Source organism: Dehalococcoides sp. UCH007, from assembly GCF_001010485.1.
In the GTDB taxonomy this organism is placed as follows: Bacteria; Chloroflexota; Dehalococcoidia; order Dehalococcoidales; family Dehalococcoidaceae; genus Dehalococcoides; species Dehalococcoides mccartyi_A.
In genome coordinates, this window is the sequence record NZ_AP014722.1 from 383,406 (window position 1) to 400,688 (window position 17,283).

General features: G+C 48.8%; 31 protein-coding genes. 30 read left to right on the forward strand and 1 reads right to left on the reverse strand.

What is annotated here, in order from left to right; translation table 11 throughout:
* Positions 1–6: 6 nt before the first annotated feature.
* Positions 7–1,062 carry a 3-deoxy-7-phosphoheptulonate synthase gene (gene aroF / locus UCH007_RS02015; protein ID WP_046960929.1) on the reverse strand — a complete coding sequence of 352 codons (1,056 nt, stop codon included), beginning with the start codon at positions 1,060–1,062 and terminating at the stop codon, positions 7–9.
* 521 nt (positions 1,063–1,583) lie between these two features.
* Here aroF and rpsL point away from each other — a divergent pair.
* The 30 genes from rpsL to rpsM are packed head-to-tail and all read left to right on the forward strand — an operon-like array spanning position 1,584 to position 17,261.
* Positions 1,584–2,018 carry a 30S ribosomal protein S12 gene (rpsL, locus tag UCH007_RS02020; protein WP_010936247.1) on the forward strand — a complete coding sequence of 145 codons (435 nt, stop codon included), beginning with the start codon at positions 1,584–1,586 and terminating at the stop codon, positions 2,016–2,018.
* Positions 2,019–2,031: 13 nt separating this feature from the next.
* Positions 2,032–2,502: a 30S ribosomal protein S7 gene (rpsG, locus tag UCH007_RS02025; RefSeq protein WP_012881741.1), complete on the forward strand. Its 471-nt coding sequence runs from the start codon at positions 2,032–2,034 to the stop codon at positions 2,500–2,502.
* Between the two features lie 55 nt (positions 2,503–2,557).
* On the forward strand, positions 2,558–4,639 hold the full coding sequence (gene fusA / locus UCH007_RS02030) for an elongation factor G (RefSeq protein ID WP_046960930.1): 2,082 nt from the start codon (positions 2,558–2,560) through the stop codon (positions 4,637–4,639).
* A gap of 24 nt (positions 4,640–4,663) precedes the next feature.
* Positions 4,664–4,972 carry a 30S ribosomal protein S10 gene (rpsJ, locus tag UCH007_RS02035; protein ID WP_010936250.1) on the forward strand — a complete coding sequence of 103 codons (309 nt, stop codon included), beginning with the start codon at positions 4,664–4,666 and terminating at the stop codon, positions 4,970–4,972.
* Between the two features lie 8 nt (positions 4,973–4,980).
* Positions 4,981–5,598, forward strand: a complete 618-nt coding sequence (rplC, locus tag UCH007_RS02040) for a 50S ribosomal protein L3 (protein ID WP_010936251.1) — start codon at positions 4,981–4,983, stop codon at positions 5,596–5,598.
* 2 nt (positions 5,599–5,600) lie between these two features.
* Positions 5,601–6,233 carry a 50S ribosomal protein L4 gene (gene rplD, locus UCH007_RS02045; protein WP_023652013.1) on the forward strand — a complete coding sequence of 211 codons (633 nt, stop codon included), beginning with the start codon at positions 5,601–5,603 and terminating at the stop codon, positions 6,231–6,233.
* Between the two features lie 12 nt (positions 6,234–6,245).
* A complete protein-coding gene (gene rplW, locus UCH007_RS02050; protein WP_012881745.1) occupies positions 6,246–6,530 on the forward strand; it encodes a 50S ribosomal protein L23 in 285 nt (94 codons plus the stop codon).
* A gap of 25 nt (positions 6,531–6,555) precedes the next feature.
* Positions 6,556–7,380 carry a 50S ribosomal protein L2 gene (gene rplB, locus UCH007_RS02055; RefSeq protein ID WP_012881746.1) on the forward strand — a complete coding sequence of 275 codons (825 nt, stop codon included), beginning with the start codon at positions 6,556–6,558 and terminating at the stop codon, positions 7,378–7,380.
* Positions 7,381–7,386: 6 nt separating this feature from the next.
* Positions 7,387–7,668, forward strand: coding sequence for a 30S ribosomal protein S19 (gene rpsS / locus UCH007_RS02060; RefSeq protein WP_011309000.1), 282 nt, complete (start codon positions 7,387–7,389; stop codon positions 7,666–7,668).
* A gap of 30 nt (positions 7,669–7,698) precedes the next feature.
* The gene (gene rplV / locus UCH007_RS02065; RefSeq protein ID WP_010936256.1) at positions 7,699–8,028 is read left to right on the forward strand and encodes a 50S ribosomal protein L22; all 330 of its coding nucleotides are present in this window, start codon (positions 7,699–7,701) and stop codon (positions 8,026–8,028) included.
* An 8-nt stretch (positions 8,029–8,036) separates the two neighbouring features.
* Positions 8,037–8,873 carry a 30S ribosomal protein S3 gene (rpsC, locus tag UCH007_RS02070; RefSeq protein WP_046960931.1) on the forward strand — a complete coding sequence of 279 codons (837 nt, stop codon included), beginning with the start codon at positions 8,037–8,039 and terminating at the stop codon, positions 8,871–8,873.
* Position 8,874: 1 nt separating this feature from the next.
* Positions 8,875–9,324 (forward strand): 50S ribosomal protein L16, encoded by a 450-nt coding sequence (gene rplP, locus UCH007_RS02075; protein ID WP_023652017.1) that lies wholly within the window; start codon positions 8,875–8,877, stop codon positions 9,322–9,324.
* Position 9,325: 1 nt separating this feature from the next.
* Entirely contained in the window at positions 9,326–9,523 is a 198-nt protein-coding gene (gene rpmC, locus UCH007_RS02080; protein ID WP_012881749.1) for a 50S ribosomal protein L29, read from the forward strand.
* 7 nt (positions 9,524–9,530) lie between these two features.
* Positions 9,531–9,800, forward strand: coding sequence for a 30S ribosomal protein S17 (gene rpsQ, locus UCH007_RS02085; RefSeq protein WP_012881750.1), 270 nt, complete (start codon positions 9,531–9,533; stop codon positions 9,798–9,800).
* Between the two features lie 15 nt (positions 9,801–9,815).
* Positions 9,816–10,184 carry a 50S ribosomal protein L14 gene (rplN, locus tag UCH007_RS02090; protein ID WP_012881751.1) on the forward strand — a complete coding sequence of 123 codons (369 nt, stop codon included), beginning with the start codon at positions 9,816–9,818 and terminating at the stop codon, positions 10,182–10,184.
* Positions 10,185–10,194: 10 nt separating this feature from the next.
* On the forward strand, positions 10,195–10,506 hold the full coding sequence (gene rplX, locus UCH007_RS02095) for a 50S ribosomal protein L24 (protein WP_023652018.1): 312 nt from the start codon (positions 10,195–10,197) through the stop codon (positions 10,504–10,506).
* A complete protein-coding gene (gene rplE, locus UCH007_RS02100) occupies positions 10,506–11,045 on the forward strand; it encodes a 50S ribosomal protein L5 (protein ID WP_023652019.1) in 540 nt (179 codons plus the stop codon). The genes rplX and rplE overlap by 1 nt, the downstream gene beginning before the upstream one ends.
* 8 nt (positions 11,046–11,053) lie before the next feature.
* Positions 11,054–11,239, forward strand: a complete 186-nt coding sequence (locus tag UCH007_RS02105) for a type Z 30S ribosomal protein S14 (RefSeq protein ID WP_010936264.1) — start codon at positions 11,054–11,056, stop codon at positions 11,237–11,239.
* Between the two features lie 33 nt (positions 11,240–11,272).
* Positions 11,273–11,668, forward strand: a complete 396-nt coding sequence (gene rpsH / locus UCH007_RS02110; RefSeq protein WP_012881753.1) for a 30S ribosomal protein S8 — start codon at positions 11,273–11,275, stop codon at positions 11,666–11,668.
* A 15-nt stretch (positions 11,669–11,683) separates the two neighbouring features.
* Positions 11,684–12,232 (forward strand): 50S ribosomal protein L6, encoded by a 549-nt coding sequence (gene rplF / locus UCH007_RS02115; protein ID WP_041330687.1) that lies wholly within the window; start codon positions 11,684–11,686, stop codon positions 12,230–12,232.
* A complete protein-coding gene (rplR, locus tag UCH007_RS02120; RefSeq protein ID WP_012881755.1) occupies positions 12,232–12,597 on the forward strand; it encodes a 50S ribosomal protein L18 in 366 nt (121 codons plus the stop codon). Before rplF ends, rplR begins: the two co-directional genes overlap by 1 nt.
* 16 nt (positions 12,598–12,613) lie before the next feature.
* Complete coding sequence (gene rpsE, locus UCH007_RS02125) at positions 12,614–13,132, forward strand: 30S ribosomal protein S5 (RefSeq protein ID WP_012881756.1); 519 nt, start codon at positions 12,614–12,616, stop codon at positions 13,130–13,132.
* A complete protein-coding gene (rpmD, locus tag UCH007_RS02130; protein WP_012881757.1) occupies positions 13,125–13,307 on the forward strand; it encodes a 50S ribosomal protein L30 in 183 nt (60 codons plus the stop codon). The genes rpsE and rpmD overlap by 8 nt, the downstream gene beginning before the upstream one ends.
* Positions 13,308–13,769, forward strand: a complete 462-nt coding sequence (gene rplO / locus UCH007_RS02135; protein ID WP_046960932.1) for a 50S ribosomal protein L15 — start codon at positions 13,308–13,310, stop codon at positions 13,767–13,769.
* A gap of 19 nt (positions 13,770–13,788) precedes the next feature.
* Positions 13,789–15,066 (forward strand): preprotein translocase subunit SecY, encoded by a 1,278-nt coding sequence (gene secY / locus UCH007_RS02140; protein ID WP_231854746.1) that lies wholly within the window; start codon positions 13,789–13,791, stop codon positions 15,064–15,066.
* 9 nt (positions 15,067–15,075) lie between these two features.
* A complete protein-coding gene (locus UCH007_RS02145; protein ID WP_046960933.1) occupies positions 15,076–15,726 on the forward strand; it encodes an adenylate kinase in 651 nt (216 codons plus the stop codon).
* A gap of 7 nt (positions 15,727–15,733) precedes the next feature.
* Entirely contained in the window at positions 15,734–16,489 is a 756-nt protein-coding gene (map, locus tag UCH007_RS02150) for a type I methionyl aminopeptidase (RefSeq protein WP_023652022.1), read from the forward strand.
* Positions 16,490–16,498: 9 nt separating this feature from the next.
* Entirely contained in the window at positions 16,499–16,720 is a 222-nt protein-coding gene (gene infA / locus UCH007_RS02155) for a translation initiation factor IF-1 (RefSeq protein ID WP_010936274.1), read from the forward strand.
* Between the two features lie 28 nt (positions 16,721–16,748).
* Positions 16,749–16,862: a 50S ribosomal protein L36 gene (rpmJ, locus tag UCH007_RS02160; RefSeq protein ID WP_023652023.1), complete on the forward strand. Its 114-nt coding sequence runs from the start codon at positions 16,749–16,751 to the stop codon at positions 16,860–16,862.
* A 9-nt stretch (positions 16,863–16,871) separates the two neighbouring features.
* Entirely contained in the window at positions 16,872–17,261 is a 390-nt protein-coding gene (gene rpsM / locus UCH007_RS02165) for a 30S ribosomal protein S13 (RefSeq protein ID WP_012881762.1), read from the forward strand.
* Positions 17,262–17,283: the final 22 nt, after the last annotated feature.

Consider the following 17,283-nt stretch of genomic DNA (forward strand, 5'->3'; position numbering starts at 1 on the left):
TATATATTAGTGTTTTTTCACCAGTTTGTTTATCTGGCGGCAAGTAGTTATAAGCTCTTTCAGTTCCGGCGGAGTAATCATCTGTGAAGCATCTACCAAAGCCTCTGCCGGGTTGGTATGCACTTCAACCATCAGCCCGTTAGCCCCGGCAGCCATGGCAGCACAGCTCATGCTGTATATCAGGTCACGCCGCCCGGTGGCATGGCTGGGGTCAACCATAATGGGCAAATAGGTTTCCTTTAAGGCTACCGGCACGGCTGCCAAATCCAGATTGTAACGGGTGAAGCTTTTACCTTTTCCCACCGGCACTATGCCTCTTTCGCATAATATTATATCCTTATTGCCCTCTGCGGCTATATATTCTGCAAAGGAAAGGAATTCCTCCATGCTGGCCCCGAAGTGGCGTTTGTACATAACCGGTTTGCCTTTTCTGGCCACTGTTGCCAGCAGGTCCTGGTCATACATATTGCGTGAACCCACCTGGAGTATATCTACATATTCGGCAACCAAATCCGCCTGGGATTCACCCCGTATCTCGGTCATTACCGCCATCTCAAAGCGTTCACCGGCTTCTTTCAGCCATGACAGGGCTTCGGTGGCTTCATCCTTGCCGGCAGAGCCCAGCCCCTGGAAAGAATGGACAGATGAGCGGGGTTTGTAAACGCCGCCTCTTAGTATCTGGGCACCAGCCATCTTTGCCCCTTCGGCTATCTTCATCAGGGCTTCTTTACTTTCTACCGCGCAAGGTCCGGCAATGAAGACAGGCTCGTCCCCGCCGATAGTTATATTTTTTACTTTTATTTCACGGGTCAACCCCTCAGCCTGCCACAAGTTTGAGTATTCGCGGCTGATAAGCTTGTACGGGGTTTCTACCATACGGGCTTCCTTGACGCCGGGCAAGCTGGAAAAGTAAGCAAACGGGATTGATTTTTCATCTCCTATCAGGCCGATAATAGTCCGGAACTCTCCCTTTGAGATGTCGGTCTTGAGACCGCAGCGGCGAACCTCGGCAATTACGTTTTCTAGTTCTTCCGGGGTGGCATCTTTTTTCATGATAATCATTGTTTGCTTTCTCCTTTGCTTTTTATACCCGTATAAATCAAAAATCCTCCCGTTGCCTGGGAGGATTTCTAACTTACTAACTGGTGATTATTGATTTTTTAGTAAAACGTTATCTCCCAAGCAAACTTGCCTTGGTAAAGTAATAATAGTTCTTAAAGGATTTAACGTTTAACATAGCTGAATGACAATAGCATAGCTGAAAAGGGTTTGTCAAGAAAACTATTTAGTGCTATTATATGGGGTCTTTTTCCCTGGTGGTTGTTATCGGTCGGGCAGCGGATAAGTGCCCTGAGGCAGACGGGGGATATCCCCCAGCTTTAAACCAGCGGGTTTTCAGTGATGGGTGGAGTTGACATCCATATATTGCTGTGCTAGACTAACTTTCTGTTTGTGGTTAGATTTCAGGTTTGACCATATCCGTTATGGTCGCCTTATGGGTTTTAAGGATGGGCCTGGCTCATCCTTATTGATTGAAAACGGGAAATTTATTAAAACAGCAATTGTTAACAGGAAGGTACATTATGCCAACGGTTAATCAGCTAGTAAGAAAAGGGCGCTCAAGTGCGGCCAAGAAGTACAAAGCACCTGCGCTGCATTACAGTTTCAATTCTCTGCGCAACAAGGTAGCCTTCGGTGACGGTTCCCCCCAGAAGAGGGGCGTCTGCACCCAGGTAAAGACTACTACCCCCAAAAAGCCGAATTCGGCTTTGCGCAAGATTGCCAGAGTAAGGCTGAGCAACCATATGGAAGTTACTGCATATATCCCCGGTGAAGGCCATAATCTTCAGGAGCACTCTGTGGTTCTGATACGTGGCGGCCGCGTCCCTGACTTACCGGGTGTTCGCTATCACATCATCCGCGGTACTCTTGATACCGCCGGTGTGGCAAATCGGCAGCAGGGCCGCAGCAGATACGGCGCCAAAAAGGGCAAAGCCGCTCCTGCCAAGAAGAAATAACCGGAGATAAGATATGCCTAGAAGAGCACGAAAATTTAAAAGAGCAGTTGCCCCGGATTCCAGGTATAACAGCCTGATGCTTTCTAATTTTATAAACAAGCTTATGATGCACGGCCAGAAGGCTACCGCCCAGAGGATTGTTTATGATGCAATTGACATAATGGGTAAACAGGAAAATAAAGAAGGTTTGGCTGTGTTTGAGCAGGGTCTCAAAAATGCCACTCCTTTTATTGAGGTTAAACCCCGTCGTGTAGGCGGTGCTACTTATCAGGTGCCTATTGAGGTTCGCCCTGACCGCGCCCAGACTATGGCTATGCGCTGGATTATCAAGGCTGCCCGCAAGCGGACCGGCAAGTCCATGGCTGAGCGGCTGGCGGCTGAGATGTTGGAAGCCTCACGCGAGCAGGGTGCTGCTGTTAAGAAAAGGGAAGAGACCCACAAGATGGCCGAAGCCAACCGTGCTTTCGCCCATTACAGGTGGTAGAGAGAAAATAGGGGGAATTGGATAGCCCTGACGGGTTAGCCAGATTTTAGATAATATGAGCGACAGGAAATACCCTCTGGAGAGGGTTCGGAATATAGGTATCATTGCTCACATAGACGCCGGAAAGACGACTACTACTGAGCGTATCCTTTATCTTACCAAGCGTACCCATAAAATCGGCAATATTGATGATGGTACTACTGTAATGGACTGGATGGAGCAGGAAAAGGCCAGGGGTATTACCATTACTTCTGCCGCCACTTCCGCTTATTGGAACGGGCATCACCTTAATGTTATTGATACTCCCGGACATGTTGACTTTACGGTAGAAGTAGAGCGCAGTCTGCGGGTGCTTGACGGCGGTGTAGTGGTGTTTGACGGCGTAGCCGGTGTTGAAGCCCAGTCTGAAACTGTCTGGCGTCAGGCCAGCCGCTACGGTGTACCCCGCATCTGTTTTATTAATAAAATGGATCGCACCGGTGCCAACTACGAACGTACTTTGGGTATGATTACCCAGCGCCTCAAGGCTAAATGCTTGCCTCTTCAGATACCTATTGGTTGTGCTGAAACTTTTCGCGGCAATTGTGATTTGCTTGACTTTCAGTGCTATGGCATGGATAACAGCCCTGAAGAACCCGCTGAGACATTTGATTTGCCCGATGCTGACAAAGAACGGGCAGTAAAATTCCGCAATACAATGATAGAACGTCTGGCCGAAGAAGATGACGAAGTTATGGAAGCCTATTTGGCCGGTGAAGAACTGCCGGTAGAAAAGCTCAAAGCCGCTATCCGCCGTGTATGCTTGGCCAACAAAGCCATTCCTATATTCTGCGGTACTTCGCTTCGCAACAAGGGCGTAAAAAGACTGTTAGATGCAGTCTGTGACTATCTGCCCTCACCTTTGGATATCCCTGCCATAAAAGGGACTGCTCCTAAAACCGGTGAGCCGATGGAACGCCATACCAGTGACACGGAGCCCTTTTCCGCGCTTGCTTTTAAGATTGTTTCTGACCCCTTTGTGGGACGTTTGGTGTATTTCCGGATTTATTCCGGGAATGTTTCTGCCGGTTCCGGCGTGTATAACAGTACCCGCGGCGAACGCGAACGCATAGGCCGTCTTATCCGCATGCATGCCAATGACCGTGAGGAAATTGAATATGCTGATGCAGGTGAAATCGTGGCCAGTTTGGGTCTTCGCAATACCTTTACCGGTGATACTCTGTGTGACCAGAATGCACCTATTTTGCTTGAGAGCATCAAGTTTCCTGAGCCGGTTATTAATTTGGCCATCGAACCCAAGACTCGCTCCGACCAGGATAAGATGACTGAAGGTCTGCAGAAACTGGCTGAAGAAGATCCTACTTTCAAAGTTAAGTTCGATGACGAAACAGGTCAGACAGTTATATATGGTATGGGTGAACTTCACCTGGACGTACTGGTCAGCCGTTTGCTGTCTGAGTTCAAGGTTAATGCCGGCGTGGGCAAACCGCGGGTAGCTTACCGAGAGGCCATTACTGCTCATGCTAAAGCGCAGGGCAAATTTGTTCGCCAGTCCGGCGGCCGCGGTCAATATGGCGATGTTACCATTGAAGTTGAACCCCGCGAACGCGGTGCTGGTTATGAATTTGTTGATAACGTTAAGGGCGGCGCTGTACCCCGCAACTTCCTGATGGCGGCTGAAGCCGGTATCAGGGAAACACTTGAAACAGGTGTATACGCCGGTTACCCCATGGTTGACGTAAAAGTAACCGCTGTTGATGGCAGCTATCACGATGTAGACTCTAATGAAAATGCTTTTAAAATGGCCGGGTCTATGGCTATCAAAGCGGCTGTTGCCAAAGCAAAGCCGATACTGCTTGAGCCTATTATGAAACTTGAGGCAGTTACTCCAGAAGAGTATATGGGTGATGTTATCGGCGACTTAAACTCACGCCGCGGCCAGATTATGTCCGTTGAGCCCAATCCCGAAACTACGGTTATTATCGGTACAGTGCCTTTAGCTGAGAGCTTCGGTTACACTACTGACCTTCGGTCAGTAACCAAGGGACGGGCGACCTTTTCCATGGAGTTCGAATCTTACCGTGAAATGCCGGGTGAATTGGCCAATCAGGTCGTTGAAGCCGCCGGCAAGAAATAAGTATACTGGTTAGGGTGATATTGTATGACTAAACAAAAAATCAGGATAAAACTAAAGGGCTTTGACCACAAGATTCTCGACCAGTCTGCATTGCAGATTGTAGAGGCTCTGGAACGGACAGGGGCTACTATATCTGGGCCGGTTCCTTTGCCTACCCGTATCCAGCGTTACAGTGTCATACGCTCATCCTTTATTGATAAGGATTCACAGGAGCAGTTTGAAATCAGGACTCACAAGCGTCTGATAGATATAGTGGAAACTACGTCCAAGACCATTGATGCCCTGACCAACCTGAACCTCCCGGCTGGCGTAAGTATAGATATTAAACTTTAGGAACGAATATGATTCAAGGTATTATCGGTAAAAAAATCGGTATGACCCAGATATTCCAGGAGGACGGCAAGGCTCAGCCGGTCACTCTGGTAGAAGCTGGTCCGTGTGTAGTGGTCCAGGTCAAGACCGAAAAACAGGACGGCTATGAAGCTGTTCAGCTGGGTTACGGCAAGGCCAAGCATATCACTTCAGCTGTCAAAGGGCAGTGCAGAGGATTCGGTGAATTCAAAGTGCTGCGCGAAGTAGATGTGGATGATATTGCGGCGGTTAATGTCGGTGACCAGATTACGGTCAGTGACTTTAAGGACGGCGAGAAGATAGACGCCAGCGGCGTCTCCAGAGGGCGTGGTTTTGCCGGTGTAGTTAAACGCTGGCATTTTGCCGGTGGTCCCAAGACCCACGGTCAGTCTGACCGTCACCGGGCTCCGGGTTCCATCAGCTCCACCACCACTCCCGGCCGTATTTATAAGGGCAAGCGCATGGCAGGCCACATGGGGAATGATGCGGTGACTATCCGCAATCTGGTTGTGCTCAAAACTGATGCAGAAAAAAATCTGCTTATGGTAAAGGGCGCTATTCCCGGCGGCAAGAATACAATAATATTAATTAAGAAAACGGGTAAATAAACGTGGAAATTCCTGTTTATAACGCATCCGGAGAAATCATTAAGAATATCAGCATCAGCGAAGACGTCTTTGGCGTACCCTTCAACGAAGCTCTGGTTCATCAGGCCTTTGTAGCCCAGCAGGCGAATGCCCGACAGGGTACTCAGTCCACCAAGACCAGAGGTGAAGTGCAGGGTTCAAGCCGCAAGATATATCGCCAGAAGGGTACCGGTAATGCCCGTATGGGTACCAACCGTTCACCCGTCAGGCGGCATGGCGGCGTGGCCTTTGGTCCCCGCCCCAGAGATTTCAGCAAGGATCTTCCCAAGAAGATGCGCCGTCAGGCCATCAGGTGTGTGCTGTCCTTCAAGCTTGAAAGCGGCGAACTGAAGGTTATTGACCAACTTAGCTTTGAAGAACCCAAAACCAGAGATATGGCAAAGATACTTGCGGCTCTTCAGGTAATCTCTCCCACTCTTATAGCGGTGGATAATCCTGATACCAATTTTATCAAGTCTGCCCGCAATATACCGGCAGTCAAGACCACTCCGGCTAACCTTTTGAACATATCTGATATGCTCAAAAACAAGCAGCTGGTCATGACTGAGGAAGCAGTACGTCAGGTTGAAGAACTCTGGGGTCAGCGCTCAGGCTAAGGAGAAGGAACAATGAATTTATACGAAGTATTGCGCCGGCCGTTAATATCTGAAAAGAACAGTGTTCATGCTATGCAGAACAAGTACGCTTTTGAAATAGCCAAAGGGGCCAACAAGCGTATGGTAAAGCTGGCGGTGGAACAGGCCTTTAATGTAACGGTTGAAGATGTAAATATGCTTCACATACCGGGTAAGCAAAAACGGATGGGGCGCAATCTGGTCCAAACCGCCGGGTTGCGTAAAGCCATCATCACTCTCAAAGAGGGTGATAAAATAACTCTATTTGAGGGTGTTTAGTCAAGGAAAGGGTGGTTGATATAAAGTGGCAATAAAGATATATCGCCCTACTTCCCCGGGTCGCCGGCATCACAGTGTTGCCTCCTTTGAGGAAATCACTAAGAGCCGGCCGGAGAGAGCTCTTCTGGTTTCGGTTAAGAATGATTCCGGCCGAAATAATCAGGGGCGCGTAACCGTTCGCCATAGGGGTGGTGGTAGCAAAACACAGATTCGCGTTATAGATTTCAAACGTAATAAACTGGATGTACCCGGCAGAGTAGCGGCTATAGAGTATGATCCTAACAGGACTGCCCGCATAGCTCTGGTCTTCTATACTGACGGTGAGAAACGCTATATTTTAGCCCCTTCAGATTTGAAGGTTGGGGACGTAATTATGGCGGGTGAGAATGCTGAGCCCAAAAGCGGCAACGCTTTGCCCCTCAGTGCCATACCCACCGGTACATTTATCCATAATATTGAGCTTATCAAAGGCCGTGGTGGCATAATGGTACGCAGTGCCGGTGCTGCCGCTCAGCTGATGGCTAAAGAGGGTGATTATGCTCTGGTGCGTTTGCCTTCCGGTGAAATGCGCAAGGTGCGGAGTGATTGCTCCGCAACCGTAGGCCAGATTGGCAATATAGAGCATGGTACTCTTGAAATAGGTAAAGCGGGACGCAACCGCCATATGGGTTGGAGACCGACTGTCAGAGGTTCTGCCATGTCACCTAACAACCATCCTCACGGCGGTGGTGAATGCCGCTGTCCTATCGGTATGACCGGGCCGAAAACTCCTTGGGGTAAACCGGCTCTGGGTTATCGTACCCGCAAGGCTAAATACTCTGATAAACTTATCGTGAAGCGGAGGGGGTAAAGAATAATGTCACGTTCTGTTAAAAAAGGGCCGGCTCTTTGCCCTAAACTTATGAAAAAAGTAGAGGTAGCTAGTGCTACCAACCAGAAGTCCATCATCAAGACCTGGGCTCGCTGGTCAACCATTACCCCGCTAATGGTCGGTTTGAATGTAGGTGTACATGACGGCAGACGCCACGTACCTATCTACATTACTGAAAACATGGTCGGTCATAAGCTGGGCGAATTTACCACCACCAGAAATTTCCGCGGTCATGCTAAGGCGGAAAAAGTATCTCAGGTAAAATAGTGAAGTTAACCGGGTAGGGTAGGTTATAAAATGGAAGTAAAAGCAATAGTAAAGGACACCGGATATTCAGCGCTTAAGGTAAGGCTGTGCGTTGATATGGTTCGCGGCAAGAAAGTAAGTGAAGCTATTACCATGCTTCGCTTTATGACCTCGCCTACGGCCAAGGTTGTATCCAAGGTTATAAAATCAGCCGCGGCTAATGCGGAAAATAATTTCCAGATGAATCCGGCTGACTTAAAAATATCACAGATTTATGCAGATGAAGCGCGAATGCTTAAGCGGATGCGTCCTCAGGCCAGAGGCCGGGTTTCGCCGATACTAAAGCGCTCCAGCCATATAACTGTTGTCGTGGCTGACTAGGAGGGTTAATGGGACGCAAAGTTCATCCAATCGGGTTTAGACTTGGCATTATTAAAGACTGGAGTGCTAAATGGCATGCCAGTGATAAGGGTTTTGCCGAATGCCTCACCGAAGACCTTAAGCTTCGCAAGGCTATTGCCAAGAAGTATGTAGATGCCGCTATTTCTCAGGTAGATATTGAGCGCCAGTCCAACAAGGTGACTGTTTCTGTCCGGACAGCCCGGCCGGGTATTGTTATCGGACGGGGTGGTCAGCGTGTTGATGAAATGCGCCATTTCCTTGAGGAGCTTATCGGCAAAAAGGTACAGCTGAATATTGTTGAAATATCTCAGGCTGAGCTTGACGCCTTCCTGGTTGCCCGGAGTGTGGCAGAGCAGATTGAACGCCGTGTTGCTTACCGGCGCGCCATGAAGCAGGCTATCTTCCGCAGTATGCAGGCTGGTGCCAAGGGTATTAAAGTATGTGCCTCAGGACGTTTGGGCGGCGTGGAGATTGCCCGGCGTGAGGTAATGCACGAAGGGCGTGTTCCGTTACATACTCTTCGGGCTGACATTGATTACGGCTGCACCAGGGCTCACACCGCTCTTGGAGATATAGGCATAAAGGTATGGGTATACCGTGGTGATATCCTGCCCGAAGCAAAAGAAAAATCTGAACCCGAAGTAACGGAAATGGCTGCTGTTATGGCTGATGCTCCTGCTGCCGCTGTTTCCGAAACTAAGGTTGCTGATACTGTGGCCAAACCCAAACGGGTTGCAAAAAAGGCCGAAGCCGAGGCTCCCGCTGAAGAAAAACCGAGGCGCGCAGCCAAAAAGGCTGAGAACATAACCAAGGAAGAGGAATAATATGCTCCAACCCAAGCGTGTTAAGTTTAGAAAGGTACAGCGCGGGCGTCGTGACGGGGCTGCCCATAAAGGCAACACAGTTGCTTTTGGTGAATTCGCTTTGCAGTCTCTTGAGGCCGGCTGGATTACCGCCCGCCAGATAGAGGCTACACGCCGGGCAATCACCCGTTATATCCGCCGCGGCGGGCAGGTATGGATACGGATTTTCCCTGACAAACCCATTACCAAGAAACCGGCTGAAACCCGTCAGGGTGGCGGTAAAGGTGCTCCGGAAGAATGGGTAGCGGTAGTAAGACGCGGCAGGATTATGTTTGAAATCGGCGGGGTAACCCCCGAAGCTGCCAAAGAGGCTATGCGGCTTGCGTCTTATAAGATGCCGGTAAAGACCCGGTTTGTGGCTCGTGATATACCCGTAGTTGCGGAAGAAACTGAAGTAGAGGAGGCTGAATAATATGAATATAAGTGATATTCGCGGCCTTTCCGATACTGAAATAAAGAAAAAGCTTGAAGATGCCCATAAGGAACTTTTTGAGCTTAGACTGAAGCTTTCTACCAGGCAGTTAGTGAATCACCGAGAGCTTCCCAGGGTAAAAAATGATATTGCCCGCATTCTAACCGTAATGCGTGAGCGCGAACTGCAGATAAGGTAGGACTGATATGGAAAAAAATAAAACCCGAATCGGTCATGTGATCAGCGATAAGATGGAAAAAACCATTGTAGTGGGTATTGATGTTGCCAAGCGCCATCCCCTTTACAAAAAGACTTATCGCCGGACTATGAAATATCTGGTTCATGATGAAAAAAACGAAGCTAAAATTGGTGATATGATTGAAATAGTTGAATGCCGCCCCATCTCCAAGGGGAAATACTGGCGGCTCAGCAAAATAATCACCAAGGGCCACATTGTTGCGGCTCAGGAAGCATAGTTCTGGAGAGAAGAGATGGTTCAGCAGTATACCAGGTTAAACGTAGCAGATAATACCGGCGCTAAGAAAATAATGTGCATCAACGTTTTGGGCGGTAGCCGCAAGATACAGGCCAAAGTTGGTGATGTTATAGTAGCTGCGGTAAAGAAATCCAGCCCTGATGCCCAGGCTAAATCCGGTACTGTGGTAAAGGCCGTTGTGGTACGTATTACCAAACCTTATGCCCGTCCGGATGGCTCTTATATAAAGTTTGATGATAACGCTGCAGTTATTCTGAATGACAAGATGGAGCCCAAAGGCACCCGTATTTTTGGCCCGGTGGCCCGCGAGCTTCGTGATAAAAAATTCACCAAGATTTTGTCGCTGGCGCCTGAGGTATTGTAGAGGTACTTAGATGAGACTGAAGAAAAACGATAACGTGCTGGTAATTGCCGGTAAGGACAAGGGTAAAACCGGTAAGGTTCGTTATGCCTTTCCCCGCACCGACAGGGTGTTGGTGGAAGGCGTGAACATGATAAAGCGGCATTCACGTGCCAAGGGTCAGGCCAAACAGGCCGGGATTATTGAACGTGAAGCTCCTTTACATGTTTCAAATTTGATGTTGCTTTGCAGTAAATGCAACAAACCGGCTCGTATTGGAAGTCGGGAACTGGCGGACGGTAAAAGTGTACGCTACTGCAAATCCTGCAATGAGGTAATTGACTAATGCTTAAGGTAGAGGAACGTTACACTAACGCCGTACCTGAACTTCAGAAGACTTTCAAGTACGAAAATATTATGCAGGTACCCAAGCTGGTAAAAGTGGTTATAAATACCGGTGTCGGTGAGGCTGTGTCCAACTCCAAGGCACTGGAAACTGCGGAAGCAGACATTGTAGCTATAGCCGGCCAGCACCCGGTAATCACCCGTGCCAAGCGTTCTGTGGCTAACTTTAAGCTGAGAGCCGGTATGCCCATTGGTTTAAAAGTTACCCTGCGCGGCCAGAGAATGTATGATTTCCTTAATAAGTTATTTTTTATTACTCTACCCCGTGTGCGTGATTTTCAGGGTGTTTCAAATACCGCTTTTGACGAACACGGCAACTATACTTTAGGTTTTAAAGACCATTCGGTTTTCCCTGAAATTGATTTTAATAAGATTGAAAAACCGCGAGGTCTTGAAGTTTGTATTGTAACTACTGCCAACACACCTGAAGAAGGCAAGAAGCTCCTGGAACTCTTGGGCATGCCTTTCAGTAAGGATTAGAGGAGACTATGGCTAAAACATCTAAAATTGTTCAATCCCAGCGCGCATCCAAGTTCAAGGTGCAGCACCATAACCGTTGTAGCCGGTGTGGTCGTCCCAGGGGCTATATTAACAGGTTTGGTTTGTGCCGCATCTGTTTCCGCGAGCTGGCATTACAGGGGCAGATACCCGGTGTCCGAAAGTCCAGTTGGTAGGGTATAATTGAGGTTTAATAACGGGGGTTTACGATGATCTCTGATCCGATTGCAGATATGTTAACAAGAATACGAAATGGCGTAATGGCCAGACACGAGGTAGTAATCATGCCGGCTTCCCGGATGAAACAGTACCTTGCCAAGGTCATGAAACAAGAAGGCTTTATTGCCGGTTATGAAGTAATTGGCGCAAAGCCCAAACGTCAGCTGAAAATAGTTCTTCGCTATGATGAAGGTGGTGCTTCCTTTGTCAGCGGGCTGGAACGAATCAGCAAGCCCGGTCTTCGGGTTTATGTACAGCGGGGCGAAATCCCCCGTGTTTACGGCGGTTTGGGTATTGCAATTGTCTCCACCTCAAAGGGTGTTATGACCGGTTCACAGGCCTGGCGCCAGGGGCTCGGTGGCGAGCTGCTTTGCAAAGTCTGGTAAACTAGAGGTTTTGATATGTCTAGAATAGGTAAAATGCCGATAAAGGTTCCACCCGGTGTAACGGTGGATATAAAAGGGAACGATGTAACTGTTAAAGGACCCAAGGGTACTCTTAGCAGGACTTTTAGACCGGAAGTGACCATTACCCGCGAGGGTGATCATTTGGTAGTCGCTCCGGTAGGCACAGACAAGGCCGCCAGGTCTTTCTTTGGTCTTAGCCGTACCCTTTTGGATAATATGATAGTGGGTGTCAAAGACGGCTTTGACAAGAACCTTGAGATAACGGGCGTTGGTATGCGTGTAGATAAAGACGGCAACAATATCGTCCTGAAGGTGGGTTATTCGCACACTGTTACAGTAGCTCCTCCGTCGGGCATCACTTTGAGCGTAGACGGTACCACCAAAGTCAAGGTATCCGGTATAAATAAAGAAGAAGTGGGCCAGATGGCTGCTGAAATCAGGTCTGTCAGAAAGCCTGATCATTACATGGGCAAAGGTATCAGATATGCCGGCGAATATGTACGCATCAAGCCCGGCAAGGCTATCGGAAAGGGTGCTAAGTAATGGCTAAAGTAAATGCCAGAGAAGCGCGAATTGTACGGCACGAACGGTTACGCAAGAAGGTCAGCGGTACAGAATCCCGGCCCAGATTATGCGTTTTCCGGAGTATTGAAAATATCTACACTCAGGTAATTAATGATAACTGTGGTTCAACCCTTGTTCAGGCCTCCACCAAGGATGCCGAGCTGAAGGCTGAGCTGGACGGTAAAACAAAAACCGAACAGGCAGTTGTAATAGGCAATTTGATTGCGAAACGGTCTCTTGAAGCAGGCATCTCGGAAGTGGTTTTTGATCGCGGCGGTTATAAATATCATGGCCGGGTCAAAGCTTTGGCTGAGGCTGCCCGCTCCGGCGGCCTGAAATTCTAAGGAGGACGGAAAAGACGTGTTAGCTAAGGTAGAAAGAATCGATCCTTCTGAGCTTGAACTGAATGACAAGCTTATATTTATTAACCGTGTAACCAAGGTGGTTAAGGGCGGTAAGCGCATGGGTTTTGCGGCTTTGGTGGTAACCGGAGACGGTAAAAATCATGTGGGTATCGGTGTGGGTAAGGCTAAGGAAGTTCCTTCGGCTATATCAAAAGCCAGTGCCAACGCCAAACGTAATCTTTCACGTATACTTCTGAATGGGACGACTGTTCCCCATGAAATTGTATTTAAATATGGCGCCGCCCAGGTTTTACTGAAGCCGGCTGCTCCCGGTACCGGCATTATCGCAGGCGGTAGTGTTCGGGCAGTGTTGGAATCCACCGGTATCAAGGATATTCTGACCAAGTCTATGGGTTGTGGTAACAAGGCTAACGTTGCCAAGGCTACTTTAGGCGGGTTGACTGCTATGCGGGATCCCAAAACCACAGTTACCAAACGGCGCTCTTCTTTGAAAGAGGAGGCTGCTGGTGGCTAAGATTAAGATTACCTGGGTAAAAAGTACTATCGGTTATAAATTTGACCAGGCGGCCACTATCAAGGCTCTTGGTCTCAAAAAATTAAATCAGAGTGTTATACAGGATGATTCTGCTGCTATACGCGGCATGATACTGAAGGTAAGGCATCTTGTTGTTCTGGAAGAGGTGACCTAAGTGAGATTGAATGAACTTTCTCCAGCCCCCGGTTCAAGAAAAGACCGCAAGCGGGTAGGCCGCGGTGATGCCGGACGGGGTAACTATTCGGGGCGTGGCATGAAGGGCCAAAAAGCCCGTTCCGGTGGCGCTACACGCCCTGGTTTTGAAGGCGGTCAGTTGCCCATATATCTGCGTCTGCCCCGGAAGCGCGGTTTCTTTAATCCCTTCAGGATTAAATATACAGTGGTAAATATTGAACAACTGAACATATTTGAAGCTGGCACCGAGGTCACTCCTGAGACCATGCTGGCGGCAGGCTTGATAAGAAATTTCATAAAGCCGGTAAAAATACTTTCAGCCGGGCATGTTGACCGGGCTCTGGAAGTAAGCGCCCATAAATTTTCGCAGGCAGCCAAAGCTCAGATTGAAGCTGCTGGCGGTAAGGTACAGGAAATAGATTATGCGGCAGAAATCGAGTAGACCACGCCTCTTGCAGGCGATGATTGACGCTTTCAGCTTGCCTGATTTAAGGCGTCGGTTGCTAATTACTTTGGGAATATTGGTTGCGGCACGTTTTATCGCTCATGTGCCGCTTCCTGGTGTTGATTCAGCTGCCCTTCAGGATTTGTTCGATCAGAACGGTGCTTTGGGTATGCTGGATTTGTTTTCCGGCGGTGCTATGCGGTACTTCAGTGTGGCGGCTCTGGGTGTTTATCCCTACATTACCGCATCTATCATCATGACTTTGCTTACGCCCGTTATCCCCAAACTTACCGCCCTTTCAAAAGAGGGAGAAGCAGGGCGCAATAAAATCAATACTATTACTCACTGGCTGGCAGTGCCGACAGCGGCCTTAGCCGGTTACAGCCAGTTGCTTCTTCTCCAAAGAGAAGGGGCGGTAGCTCAGACCGAACCTTTGGCGGCAGTCGCCATAGTTTTATCCATTGTGGCCGGCACCATGTTTATGGTTTGGTTGGGTGAACAGATTACCAGTTATGGTATAGGCAACGGTATTTCACTGATAATATTTGCCGGCATCGTGGCCGGTCTGCCGGATATGATTGGGCGTGGTCTGATGGCCTCGGATCAGTTCGCCGGTTTGGCGGTATATGCCTTCATGGCTCTTTTAACTACAGTTTTGATAGTTATCTTTACTGAGGCACACCGACGGATACCTGTTCAGTATGCCCAGACTGTTATCCGCAGTGGCAAGATGTACCGCCGCGGCGGTGAGAGCCATATACCCTTGCGGGTCAATTCAGCCGGTATGATACCCCTGATATTTGCATCCGCATTGGTAATGCTGCCTGGCTTGGTGGCCAGCTATTTCATGGCAGGCTCAACCGAAGACCCCAACTTCTGGAATACCATCTATAATATTTTCAATTCCGGCGCTTCCATGCCCGGGGGGTTGGTATACTGGGGTCTTTACTTCTTTATGACTATAATCTTCGCCTTCTTCTATACTATGGTAACCTTTGAACAGCAGGATATACCCGGCACTCTTCAGAGGCAGGGCGGTTTTGTACCTGGCATTCGTCCCGGCAAAATGACTGACCAATATCTTAGCGGGGTTATCGGGCGGATTACCTGGGCTGGTGCACTGTTCCTGGGGTTTGTAGCTATTATGCCTTTCATTGCCCGTGAGGTTACCGGCATACAGGTTATTCAGCTATCCAGCTTCGGTATGCTGATTGTGGTCGGTGTAGCTCTGGATACTATGAAACAGCTCGAAGCGCAGCTTGTAATGCGGCGTTACGAGGGCTTTATTAAGTAGGCAAGAATAGTGTATAATATTATTTTCCTTGGCGCTCCGGGTTCGGGCAAAGGCACGCAAGGTGAAGTAGTCGCTAAAGAGCTTAAGCTGGCGCATATGGCTACCGGCGATTTGTTTCGCAAGGCTATAGAGTGTGGTGATGAGCTGGGTGATACCGTTAAGTCCTATATGGAACGGGGCGAGTTGGTACCGGATGAGATTACTATTAGTGTAGTCCTGAAGCACCTTGCAAGTTTAAAAGATGTTACCGGAATTATTCTGGACGGATTTCCTAGAAGTCTGCGTCAGGCCGAAGCACTGGATGAAGCGCTGGTCAAGCAGGGGCAGGGAATCGGAAGAGTAATATATATAAATGTGCCGGAAGATGAGCTGGTCCGGCGTCTAAGCGGCCGCTGGGTTTGCCGAAGCTGTCAGTCACCATACCAGTGTGGCTGTGCGGAAGTAACCGAGGGGAAATGCAGCCGCTGTCAGGGTAAGCTATATCAGCGCCCTGATGATACAGCGGAAACCGTAAAAGAAAGGCTCAAAGTGTACTTTAGCAAAACAGCGCCGCTCATTGAGTACTATCGCTTAAAGGGTAAACTTAGTGAGATTGACGGTATGGCTGAAATATCAGAGGTTACCAAACGTATTATATCAGCTATAAAGTGCGGTAAATAACCGGTTTATGGCCATAATACTTAAAACTGAAAAAGAGATTGCTGTAATGAGGCGGGCCGGTCATATACTGGCTGCTGCTTTAGAAGAAGTTAAGAAGAACGTCAGGCCGGGGATAACTACCCGGGAGTTGGACGAGATAGCCGAAAGGGAACTGTTAGGACGGGGGACTATCCCGTCGTTCAAAGGTTACCAGGGCTTCCCGGCCAGCCTTTGTGCGTCTGTTAACGATGAAATTGTTCACGGCATACCCGGCGGACGGGTATTAAAAGAAGGCGATATAATATCGCTGGATATAGGCAACATATTAGAAGGATTCCAGGCAGATATGGCCGTAACAATCGGAGTGGGTGCAATATCACCTGCTGCCCTGCGGCTTATATCCGCTACTCAGGCTGCACTGGTGGCCGGGATTGCTCAAGCCAGGGCAGGCGGGCATCTGGGCGATATAGGTGCGGTTGTGGAGGAATATGCCCAAGGCAGAGGGTATGGGGTAGTCAGGGAATATACCGGACATGGTATTGGCCGGGATATGCATGAAGACCCCCAAATACCGAACTTTGGCCGCCGGGGTAAAGGCCCGGAATTAAAAAAGGGTATGACATTGGCTATAGAACCAATGTTAAACATTGGCACTGAAAAGACAAAAGTAGCTTCAGACTGCTGGACAGTGTATACTGCGGATGGCAGTTTGTCGGCTCATTTTGAGCATACAGTTGCCATTACCGATGGTGAGCCGGAAATACTCACCGTGATAGAAGAATAGCGGGGATTTATGCCTAAGAAAGATGCAATAGAAGTTGAAGCGACAGTGCTGGAGGCTTTGCCCAGTGCCGCTTTTCGCGTTCAGCTTTCAAACGGGCATGAAGTCCTGGCCCATATTTCGGGCAAGATGAGGGTACATTACATAAGGATTTTGCCCGGTGACAGAGTACTGGTGGAGTTATCTCCCTATGATTTGACCCGCGGCCGGGTTACATACCGATTCAAGTCATAGGTTTGGGAAGGATACAGGAGAACAGTAAATGAAGGTTAGAGCTTCGGTAAAGACAATGTGCGAAAAGTGCAAAATAGTGAAACGTAGCGGGGTGGTTAGAAATATTTGCACCAACCCCAAACATAAACAGAGGCAGGGTTAAGGAGGCATTATGGTTCGCATAGCGGGTACAGATATACCCGATAACAAGCAGGTTTATTTCTCGTTGCAGTATATTTTCGGTATCGGCCCTGCTCGCAGTGAGAAAGTACTTGCTCAGGCGGGTGTGGATAAAGCGATTCGGGTTAATAAACTGACCGATGAGGAAATCAACCGCCTTAGGGAAATTATAGATAAAGAGTATCGGGTAGAAGGGGATCTTCGTAAAGAAATCACCCTCAATATCAAGCGGCTTATTGATATTGGCTGTTACCGTGGTATTCGCCATAAGCACAATTTGCCGGTACGTGGCCAGCGCACCAAGACTAATGCTCGTACTCGTCGTGGCCCGCGCAAGACTGTGGCAGGGCGTGGACAAAAACGCGGTGCAACTAAGAAATAAACGCTAAGTAGCGTAGGAGGAT

Excerpts from the sequence above, each read along its gene's own strand:
- rpsM (WP_012881762.1), top strand. The coding sequence starts at position 16,872 with ATGGTTCGCATAGCGGGTACAGATATACCCGATAACAAGCAGGTTTAT.
- rplP (WP_023652017.1), top strand. The coding sequence starts at position 8,875 with ATGCTCCAACCCAAGCGTGTTAAGTTTAGAAAGGTACAGCGCGGGCGT.
- rpsJ (WP_010936250.1), top strand. The coding sequence starts at position 4,664 with ATGACTAAACAAAAAATCAGGATAAAACTAAAGGGCTTTGACCACAAG.
- rplR (WP_012881755.1), top strand. The coding sequence starts at position 12,232 with ATGGCTAAAGTAAATGCCAGAGAAGCGCGAATTGTACGGCACGAACGG.
- rpsS (WP_011309000.1), top strand. The coding sequence starts at position 7,387 with ATGTCACGTTCTGTTAAAAAAGGGCCGGCTCTTTGCCCTAAACTTATG.
- rplX (WP_023652018.1), top strand. The coding sequence starts at position 10,195 with ATGAGACTGAAGAAAAACGATAACGTGCTGGTAATTGCCGGTAAGGAC.
- rplC (WP_010936251.1), top strand. The coding sequence starts at position 4,981 with ATGATTCAAGGTATTATCGGTAAAAAAATCGGTATGACCCAGATATTC.
- rpsQ (WP_012881750.1), top strand. The coding sequence starts at position 9,531 with ATGGAAAAAAATAAAACCCGAATCGGTCATGTGATCAGCGATAAGATG.
- secY (WP_231854746.1), top strand. The coding sequence starts at position 13,789 with ATGATTGACGCTTTCAGCTTGCCTGATTTAAGGCGTCGGTTGCTAATT.
- rpmJ (WP_023652023.1), top strand. The coding sequence starts at position 16,749 with ATGAAGGTTAGAGCTTCGGTAAAGACAATGTGCGAAAAGTGCAAAATA.
- map (WP_023652022.1), top strand. The coding sequence starts at position 15,734 with ATGGCCATAATACTTAAAACTGAAAAAGAGATTGCTGTAATGAGGCGG.
- rplN (WP_012881751.1), top strand. The coding sequence starts at position 9,816 with ATGGTTCAGCAGTATACCAGGTTAAACGTAGCAGATAATACCGGCGCT.
- rplE (WP_023652019.1), top strand. The coding sequence starts at position 10,506 with ATGCTTAAGGTAGAGGAACGTTACACTAACGCCGTACCTGAACTTCAG.
- rplF (WP_041330687.1), top strand. The coding sequence starts at position 11,684 with ATGTCTAGAATAGGTAAAATGCCGATAAAGGTTCCACCCGGTGTAACG.
- infA (WP_010936274.1), top strand. The coding sequence starts at position 16,499 with ATGCCTAAGAAAGATGCAATAGAAGTTGAAGCGACAGTGCTGGAGGCT.
- rplW (WP_012881745.1), top strand. The coding sequence starts at position 6,246 with ATGAATTTATACGAAGTATTGCGCCGGCCGTTAATATCTGAAAAGAAC.
- rpsL (WP_010936247.1), top strand. The coding sequence starts at position 1,584 with ATGCCAACGGTTAATCAGCTAGTAAGAAAAGGGCGCTCAAGTGCGGCC.
- fusA (WP_046960930.1), top strand. The coding sequence starts at position 2,558 with ATGAGCGACAGGAAATACCCTCTGGAGAGGGTTCGGAATATAGGTATC.
- rpsG (WP_012881741.1), top strand. The coding sequence starts at position 2,032 with ATGCCTAGAAGAGCACGAAAATTTAAAAGAGCAGTTGCCCCGGATTCC.
- rpsC (WP_046960931.1), top strand. The coding sequence starts at position 8,037 with ATGGGACGCAAAGTTCATCCAATCGGGTTTAGACTTGGCATTATTAAA.
- rplV (WP_010936256.1), top strand. The coding sequence starts at position 7,699 with ATGGAAGTAAAAGCAATAGTAAAGGACACCGGATATTCAGCGCTTAAG.
- aroF (WP_046960929.1), bottom strand. The coding sequence starts at position 1,062 with ATGATTATCATGAAAAAAGATGCCACCCCGGAAGAACTAGAAAACGTA.
- UCH007_RS02105 (WP_010936264.1), top strand. The coding sequence starts at position 11,054 with ATGGCTAAAACATCTAAAATTGTTCAATCCCAGCGCGCATCCAAGTTC.
- rpmC (WP_012881749.1), top strand. The coding sequence starts at position 9,326 with ATGAATATAAGTGATATTCGCGGCCTTTCCGATACTGAAATAAAGAAA.
- rpsH (WP_012881753.1), top strand. The coding sequence starts at position 11,273 with ATGATCTCTGATCCGATTGCAGATATGTTAACAAGAATACGAAATGGC.